This is a genomic window from Psychrobacillus sp., assembly GCF_056205495.1.
Window position 1 is genome coordinate 1 of sequence record NZ_JBAEAP010000007.1, and the last position, 8,859, is coordinate 8,859.

An 8,859-nucleotide genomic window follows, 5' to 3' on the forward strand; every position below is an offset into this window, starting at 1 on the left:
TTGTATATGAACCTGTTTTTGTAGAAATATTTAACCCTTGTTTCATTGCTTGCTCTGGATTGATGTATTCATTACTATCTTGCTGGTATCCTACATAATGGTATAATTCCATATGTTATTCCCCTTTGATATATGTTCATAATTAGGTATGTTAAATTAGCAAAATTATATTAAGTCGTCCCAAAATCACTTCCTATAGGAGACGAGCTCACTTTTTAAATCAAAACCACATGACTTATAAAGACCTAACGCTTGGTCGTTACCAGAATTGACGCTTAAAGTAATTTCCGTAATACTCTCGTAGGAAAATAAGTATTGTAAGGCAGCTTGCAGAAGTTGCGTCCCCACTCCTTGTTTCTGATAATCAGTAGAAACTGCTATATACTCTATTGTCCCGTCGTTAAAACTAGGCTCTGCCTCTACATATACATAACCTTTAATATTTTTAGTCCCATCTGCTACCACCATTAGTTTGTTATGTTTGTCCAACCTACTTAATATTTCTGAACTATTATAGTAGGTCTCTGGAAAAATAGCAGTGTGAAGGGCTTCAAATGATTCTTTAAAAGAATGGTCGTATTCAACAACTTCTGTACTTTTTGCAAAAAAGCTTTCTTTTTTGGCTGTTAGGATCAAATGCTGACCGGTTTCCACTCCGCCAGTTTCACGAATATATTCTCTTGTACGAAAGTTTTCCTTACCGACAAAGAATTCGAAGGTTTTAATTTCAAAAGGCAGCTTTGAAACCAGGTGTTTCCACATGGCATCTGCTATTTCCTTATATTGCTCTGACTCTAAAACAAATGGTCCCCATACCTCAACGGTTCTCTCTTCCTCATCTATGTCAAAGCCAAGAGCACCTTTAATCGTGTCTAGCTCAGAGGCTACAGCAAAGGAATGCTCTAAATCCAAATCAGAAAACTCGTGAAGTATTGTATATTTTATTTCCTCCGCGTCTAGTCCACAATAGCCGATATGGGATATGGATTGATTATTAAGTGTTTCAAGAAATGTTGAAAGCTTTGTTAGGTTCGATGGCTTATTAATTTCTAACATGTTATTGCCTCTATTCTAGTATAATATAGTGCTTACTAAAGAAACTTGGTTCAAAGGGGTTATTAGTTTCTCCTGCTCCTATTTTGAGCCTAATACAGTAATTCTATATATCGGCTAGAAATCCTCTTTATTTTAGAGGAGTAGACAATGTTATAAACAGTAATTTCCAAGGTGTAAAATGTGATGATTAGAGAATTGGTGAATATTGTGCTAAAATTGGGATAAATTAGATATCTCAAGAAGGGGGCTTAAAGTATGTATATAGCATTGGACATGATTAATACATTATTTCCTCTTGTAATAGTCGGAGGAATTGTAGTATTTGTTATACTCCGAATGAAGAAAAAGTATGAAAACGGTACCCTTGGTAAGAAAAAATCAAAAAGTGATCAAATTTTATTAGATAGTTTAATACCATTTGGATTGATGAGTGGACTTGCAATTGCTGTACTTTTAAACATATTCTTCCCAATCTCCTTACTAACTGCAATCAATTGGGCAACTGGGTTCGGTTTCTTACTTGGATACTTTGCTTATGAAGCCTATAGTAAAAAAGAAGACAGCTATTCATAAAAAAGGCAAGTTGAATACAGATTTTGAACAATCCAATCCAGTGATATATATTAAGAAGTAACTTCCATAAACCATTTTAGAAAGAAATAGCAATCCGATGTGTTTTTTATCGGATTGCTAAGCTTAAATGGTACGTTTTTCAAGAAATTATTTTACTTTTGGAAGCGTTTATTAAATTTTTTATTTGCTCAGAATCTCCTTCATTAAACGCCTCTACAATTGCACTACCAACAATAACCCCGTCTGCTATTCCGGTCATTTTTTCTACTTGATCGGGAGTAGATATCCCAAACCCCACCATCACTGGTAAATTACTTATTTCTTTAATAGAAGAGAGGTACTCACCTAAATTATTATTCATTTCAGTCCGAGTCCCAGTTATGCCATTGATGCTGACTGCATATATAAATCCTTCACCAGCATCTACGATTTTCTTGATACGTTCTTTAGGACTTGTCAAAGACACAAGTGGCACTAATGCTACGTCCGTTTCACTAAGTACTGTCCGTAAAGACTCACTTTCCTCGTAAGGTACATCAGGGACGATTAAGCCACCAATACCAAGATGATGACAATCCTTTGCAAAATTACTTAATCCATAGCTTAATAAAGGATTATAATATGTCATTAGAATCAAAGGTATAGTCACCTCATGAAAGAAATCCTCTAATTCCCTCATGATATTTTTTAAGGTAGCTCCGTTTTGAAGAGCTCTTTCGCCCGCTTGTTGAATAGTTGGTCCATCCGCTACCGGATCTGAAAATGGAATTCCTAATTCAATAGCAGTAGCTCCTGCCTTTTGAAGAAATAGAATTCTATCCTTCAACTTATCTAGACCCCCATCCCCTGCCATAATGTAAGGTACGAAAGCTTTTTGTCCATTATTTAAGCAGCTTACTATTGCCTGTTCAAGTTTCCTTTTAGTCATGATTCAACCCTCCTAATGCATCTCTGACTGTATGGACATCCTTATCCCCACGACCAGATAGACAGATAACTAGTGTTTCTTCAGGACTCATTTCTTTAGCCAGGTTGGCTGCATAATAGATAGCATGGGCACTTTCTAAGGCTGGGATAATGCCTTCTGTTCTGGCGAGTAATTGTAATCCTTCTAATGCTTCAGAATCTTTTACTGCATCATACTTCACTCTTCCAATATCGTTTAAATAACTATGCTCTGGCCCAGCTGCCGGATAATCTAACCCAGCTGAAATAGAATGTGCCTCCTGTATAAATCCATCATCATCCTGGAGGATATACATATACGCACCATGTAGTACACCTTCTTTAGCGCCTGCAATGGCTGCAGCATGCTTTCCAGTTTCGATACCTTCTCCCGCTGCCTCAACTCCGTATAAAGCAACGTTTATATCGTCTATAAATGGATGAAACATTCCAATGGCGTTACTTCCTCCGCCAACACAGGCTACGATGGCATCCGGTAGCTTCCCTTCCTTTTCAACTATTTGCTTCCTAGTTTCAACACCAATGACACGTTGAAAGTCGCGAACTATTCTAGGAAATGGATGAGGACCAAGGGCAGATCCTAATATATAATGGGTGTCCTCTACATTGGCTACCCAGTACCTAAGTGCTTCATTGACTGCATCCTTTAAGGTTCCAGACCCTTGATCTACTGACACTACCTTGGCACCTAGTAGCTCCATTCGAAAAACATTCAGTTGCTGTCTGCGTACATCCTCTTTCCCCATAAAAACGATACATTCGAGGTTGAATAGGGCACAAACAGTAGCGGTTGCGACTCCATGCTGACCTGCACCTGTTTCAGCTACAATCTTTTTCTTTCCCATTCTAACAGCGAGTAATGCCTGCCCAATCGTATTATTAATTTTGTGTGCACCAGTATGATTTAAATCTTCACGTTTCAATAAAATTCTTGCCCCACCTATTTCCTTGGTGAGTCTTTCTGCAAAATATAAAGGTGTCTCTCTTCCAACATAATCCTTTAGGTAATAGTTCACTTCCTCTAAAAAGGAGGCATCTTGGATTGCTAATTCATAGGCAGCCTCTAATTCCCCTAATGCAGTCATTAATGTTTCCGGGACATACTGCCCACCAAAACGTCCATATCGTCCAGCCTTCGTTTGTACCATGCTCATCTCTCCTCATCCTTGACCGTTAGTATAAATTCACGTATCAATTGCTCATCTTTTTTTCCATCTATCTCAACTCCACTAGATACATCCACCATAAAAGGCTTTACTCGTTCAATAGCCTCTTTTACGTTAGATACATTCAGCCCACCGGCCAAAATTACTCGATTAGGGGATATTCGGTGTCCATTTAAAAGCTTCCAATCAAAGGTCATACCACTACCGCCCATATAATTCGTGCCTGGGGCATCAAAAAGCATATATTCTGTATCAAAATTACTCGCTTTCTCAACGTCCTGTTCTTCTCTAATAGCAATTGCTTTAATAGTGGGAAACTTAACAGCCTCTATTAAGTCGGATTCCTCATTACCATGTAATTGTATATAATCCAGAGGGACTTCACGAATTGCTTGTTCCAGTTCCTCTACCTCCGGATTAACAAACACTCCTATTTTTAACAACTCTGCTGGAACTAGTTTTGCTAGCTCATGCGCCCGGTCTATTGTGATCCTCCTTTTGCTAGGTGCAAAGACAAAGCCTACGGCATCGGCGCCGGCTTCTACTGCTGCAAGCACATGATTTTTCTCCATCAAACCACATATCTTCACTTTAGTCATAGGACAATCACTTCCCGTTCAACTTGTAAGCTACGGATAGACTCCTGCACCTTACCGCTTCTCATTAAGGCTTCCCCAACTAGTACTGCACTGGCACCATAGCCCGCAACTCTTTTGGCATCCTCTGCGGTCCATATACCGCTTTCACTGATTAACACCCTTCTCTCTTGAAATGGAAAATGCTTTGCCAAATCAGCGGTATTAGTTAAATGAACTTCAAATGAATGTAAGTCTCTGTTATTCACTCCAATAAGTTTTGCATCTAATTGAAGTGCTACATCAAGCTCTCGGGCGTTATGAACTTCTACTAGCACCTCTAGACCATTTGACACTGCATATGCATATAAATCTGTTAACTTTTCCTTTGAAAGTGCTGCGACAATGAGAAGAATGACAGACGCACCAGCACTTTTAGCAAAATCTATTTGTATTTCGTGTATGATAAAGTCCTTGCACAAAATCGGTATGTCTACTGTATCTGCTACAGTCATTAAATCTTCAAAACTACCTTGAAAGAAAGGAGTATCGGTTAAAACGGATATGCAGGCAGCCCCGGAATTTTGGTAGAGAAAAGCTTGGTGAGCAGGGTCAACCATGCCTTGAATTAAACCCTTGGAAGGGGATGCTCGTTTAATCTCTGCAATGACTTGGAGCTGCTTGTTCTTATATAAAAGCTCAAAAAGAGAAGATCTTTTAATATCTTTTTTAGATATCGGTAGCTTTTTTTGCATCAACTGATTAACAAAGCTCTCTTTTTCTTTAAGAATTTTTTCGAGAATCGTAGTCATAGTATTACCTCCTGCGCTGCAGAGGAGCTATAGGCGATAACCGCCTCCAATTTATCAAAAGCTTTGCCAGAGAGAATGCTGTCTTTAGCTAGTTTTACACCCTCAGGTATATTATTAACAACTCCATTGGCAAAAAGACCGATACCTGCGTTAAATATAACGCTATCAAAATAAGCATCTTGCTTACCGTTAAGCAAGTTCCGCATTATAATGGCATTTTCCTGAGCAGTTCCTCCTTGTACAGCTGAGGCTGGATATGTGGTTAGGCCGACATCCTCAGGAGAAAGGGTGAAAGGGATCAAGTCCCCCTTTTCTACTAACACGAAAGAATTACTGCCTGCTAGGGAAGCCTCATCCATACCTCCTGTCCCGCAAACTACAATTGCTCGTTCTCTTCCAAGCATATGTAGTACCTTCCCATATTCCATCGTAAAGTCTGGCCGGTTAATGCCGGTGTATTGACTGATGAGTGGAACTGGGTTTGTAAGTGGACCAACGAGATTAAAGATAGTTGGTTTACCTATTTGCTGCCTTACTAGTCCGATTCTTCTTAGTTTCGGATGTACAATTGGTGCATATAAAAATGTAATGCCTTCATTTTTTAATATATTTAAAGAACCTTGTATATCAATCATAGATTCTATTCCAAGTGCCTCTAATACATCTGTACTCCCAGATGCACTGGAGATTTTTCGATTCCCGTGCTTAGCTACCTTTACACCCGCACCTGCCATAACAAACGCTGAAGCCGTACTAATATTAAAGCTATTAGATCCGTCACCTCCAGTTCCGCAATTATCCATATAATTTCCGGAGGGTATATCTAGCTTGACGGCTAAAGATTTAATTACCGTAGCAAGAGCTGCTACTTCGTTTGCCGTTTCTCCTTTTTTAGATAAAGCAATCAAAAATTCCTGTATCAAGTTTAAATCTGTGCTTTCCTCAAAAATAATTCTGGAAGCTTCCTTCATTTCCTCGAATGATAAATGCTCTTTCTTATTAACCTTTTCAATATACTCTCTCATCTAATCTCTCCTCGTCTCATCTCAGCTAAATAAAAAAATCCTCTCCATAGGAATATAAAAATTCCCATGAAGAGGACGATGTTAACCGCGTTGCCACCTCTAGTTGGAGTATATATACTCCCCCTTTGTTCCTTATAACGTAGGAAATACGTCTACCTCTAAAACAAAAATGTTATCAAGGTAGCTCTGATAAGTCCATTCACATCAGTTGCAAATCAGTTCACACCTACCACTGACTCTCTTGATTGCATCACTGATGCTACTTCTCTTATTTAAACAATTTCTCAGCTATACTCATCTCGACTCGTCTGTTCTATTGGCGACATTGCTCTCAATGCCTTCTGCCTTTACCCGAACATAAAAGTTATTGTCTATGTTAATAGGAATACTTTAAATTGTCAAACTATTTTTGTTCCTAAATAATAATTTCAATTTCAAGACCACCATTTGTCATACTTGCAAAAGGTATATGATTAGATTCTTTGTCAGGCTTTATGCCAATAATGATACTTTGTGCAGATATTTGATGGGTATAAATGTAATTGATGAATTGCTCGGAAGCAATAAGCCCCTTTTCTCCCGTTTGGGAAACCTTCACCATTGGCTGAATACCAGGAGAGGTATTTCGAAGCTTAACCTCTAGTCCTTTTTCATTGCTTTCTATGATTGAAATATAAGATTGTCCGCTTTTAAATTGCACCGCACCATTCCCGTTATTTGCATTGATAGTAAAGAAAATTGATTGACCCTGAAGAGGCTGAAATGCAGCATTTCCTCCAAACAATGTGTTGTGTGCTACTACCCCTGTTGTTTCTGCATCCAAAGGTATTCCTTCTGGACCCATTTTAATCGTATTCCCAACTGCCCCTACGTCCTTACAGTTCCATAATCTTAAGCCGTAAAGAGTCAATGGATTCTGTGTTTTAATCGTGTTACCTAGAACAGAGCCGTCCTCCAAATTTCGAACTAAAATCCCTCCAGCTATTTGTGGGTGATTTACATCAATTACGTTATTAGATATATTAGCAGCAAAGTTTGGCTGTGTAGCAATCGAATATCCAACATACATAACGTATGGCTCAAAAGTGGTGTTAGCTACGTCTAACTCCCGTGGTGTGCCATGAACGATATTTCCCTCAATAATCAGTCGATCAAATGCTCCAGCAAAAATCACACCCTCGGTTCCAAAACAATTCTTTATATGATTATTTGAAATTATCGTATTCATTTCTTGATTTTCCCTTGATTCTCGTTGTACCCCACCAACATATATCGCTCCAAGTGGATTTTTAGCATAGCCACAATCTTCAATTTTATTGTTCACTACGATGCAGTCTTTCGTAAACTGGTCCACATTCGTCCATTTATAGAACACACCACCGACCATGGAGTCCGAGATTAAATTATCAGTTGCGATTAAGCCACCTGCTGCGTGTCCATCGATTGCTTTTCGCTTATTTCCTCTTAATGTACATCCAGTTACTAAAAGGTCGTTTGCCTTAGGAAACATAGTCCCAAGAGCATTTATTCCATAACCCGGATCAACATACGTATGCAGCTTAGAGGCGTTCGGATGACCAGCTCGATCGCTTATACAATTAATCACTCTCGGTCTCTCCACTGCAGAAAAAACAAAATTACTTGAGTAATTGTCATGGGCATTACATTCTAGAAAGGTAATGTCTTTGTTATCCTCGTATTGTAAATCTGTTGGCAAATAGTCTCCCAAATGACCAACTGCAAAACCAGAAAAGTTAAAACCACTACTCTCACATGACTTAAATAGAACATTTTTGCAGCCACGATGCACTAATACTCCGCTGCCGACATTCCCGATGAACCCGCCACCAAATATTCCAAAAGGTTTTCCATCATTTCTTGCGCGCTCGCTTGTATCAAAGCTATTATTTTTACGGTAGTTCCAAAAACCAGACGTGGGATATCCTCCAGCTTTCGTTCCTTTTTCCCCATATCCTGTGACTGGATCTATGCCCGGAAATTCCCCATACCCTTCAAACGTAATCCCCTCGATTACACAATCCTCACATTGCTGAAGCTCTAAAATTCCTTGGGCATGTGTCCTTGTAAACAATACTGCACCGTAGCCAACTAAATGCACTCTTTTTTTCCCTCTAAGGAGCAGGCATGGCTGGTCATTATTTGGAAAATCCTTTAGTTTGTTGTTTTTTTCTAGCCAATAACGCCCTGGTGGGAGAATTAACGTGTCTCCATCTCTAGCGTGATCAAAAGCAAGTTGGATTAATTCTTGAATCATTGTCCGTCCGGTTGTGTCGGCCTTAATCGTCTTAGCTGTTCCACCATCCATTTCATCTAACATTTCAAAATTACGTGTTATTCCTTGAACGAAATCCTTTGAAAGTTTATCTTCAATGTTAGTTGGAATATAATATTTTTTCCTGGGTGTATAATTAGTCATTTTTATATCTCCCCTTTTAAAGTATTTTATACAGGCTAATTCCTTAACAACGTTCTTTTCCTTCCCCCCTTTATGTTCTTATAAAACGATTAACCCCCTACACACGGGATTAGTATTTTACTAATTCGATGTGTAGAGGGTTATTTCCTTTACTATGTAAGGCAGAAACGATATTTCAGTTAAAAAGGCTAGTCCAAGATATGCTAATTTACCTAAAATTAATTATTGAAGTAGGATTATTTTTTTATG

At 38.7% G+C, this 8,859-nt stretch carries 8 protein-coding genes and 1 other annotated feature; of the genes, 1 reads left to right on the forward strand and 7 read right to left on the reverse strand.

Going from position 1 to position 8,859, the window contains the following annotated elements; translation table 11 throughout:
- Positions 1–186: 186 nt before the first annotated feature.
- Entirely contained in the window at positions 187–1,056 is an 870-nt protein-coding gene (locus tag AC06OU_RS00125) for a GNAT family N-acetyltransferase (protein WP_475853293.1), read from the reverse strand.
- A gap of 267 nt (positions 1,057–1,323) precedes the next feature.
- Here AC06OU_RS00125 and AC06OU_RS00130 point away from each other — a divergent pair, with 267 nt between their 5' ends.
- Positions 1,324–1,629, forward strand: coding sequence for a hypothetical protein (locus AC06OU_RS00130; protein ID WP_342568228.1), 306 nt, complete (start codon positions 1,324–1,326; stop codon positions 1,627–1,629).
- Between the two features lie 139 nt (positions 1,630–1,768).
- On the opposite strand, the gene trpA is transcribed toward AC06OU_RS00130, so the two are convergent.
- The 6 genes from trpA to AC06OU_RS00160 form a co-directional block, all read right to left on the reverse strand.
- Complete coding sequence (gene trpA, locus AC06OU_RS00135) at positions 1,769–2,557, reverse strand: tryptophan synthase subunit alpha (protein ID WP_475853295.1); 789 nt, start codon at positions 2,555–2,557, stop codon at positions 1,769–1,771.
- A complete protein-coding gene (gene trpB, locus AC06OU_RS00140) occupies positions 2,550–3,749 on the reverse strand; it encodes a tryptophan synthase subunit beta (RefSeq protein WP_475853297.1) in 1,200 nt (399 codons plus the stop codon). Before trpB ends, trpA begins: the two co-directional genes overlap by 8 nt.
- Complete coding sequence (locus AC06OU_RS00145) at positions 3,746–4,360, reverse strand: phosphoribosylanthranilate isomerase (protein ID WP_475853298.1); 615 nt, start codon at positions 4,358–4,360, stop codon at positions 3,746–3,748. The genes trpB and AC06OU_RS00145 overlap by 4 nt, the downstream gene beginning before the upstream one ends.
- Entirely contained in the window at positions 4,357–5,148 is a 792-nt protein-coding gene (gene trpC / locus AC06OU_RS00150) for an indole-3-glycerol phosphate synthase TrpC (RefSeq protein WP_475853300.1), read from the reverse strand. Before trpC ends, AC06OU_RS00145 begins: the two co-directional genes overlap by 4 nt.
- Complete coding sequence (trpD, locus tag AC06OU_RS00155; protein WP_475853301.1) at positions 5,145–6,173, reverse strand: anthranilate phosphoribosyltransferase; 1,029 nt, start codon at positions 6,171–6,173, stop codon at positions 5,145–5,147. The genes trpC and trpD overlap by 4 nt, the downstream gene beginning before the upstream one ends.
- A gap of 68 nt (positions 6,174–6,241) precedes the next feature.
- Positions 6,242–6,458: a binding site (T-box leader), on the reverse strand.
- A gap of 130 nt (positions 6,459–6,588) precedes the next feature.
- Positions 6,589–8,610, reverse strand: coding sequence for a right-handed parallel beta-helix repeat-containing protein (locus AC06OU_RS00160; RefSeq protein ID WP_475853302.1), 2,022 nt, complete (start codon positions 8,608–8,610; stop codon positions 6,589–6,591).
- Between the last annotated feature and the right edge of the window lie 249 nt (positions 8,611–8,859).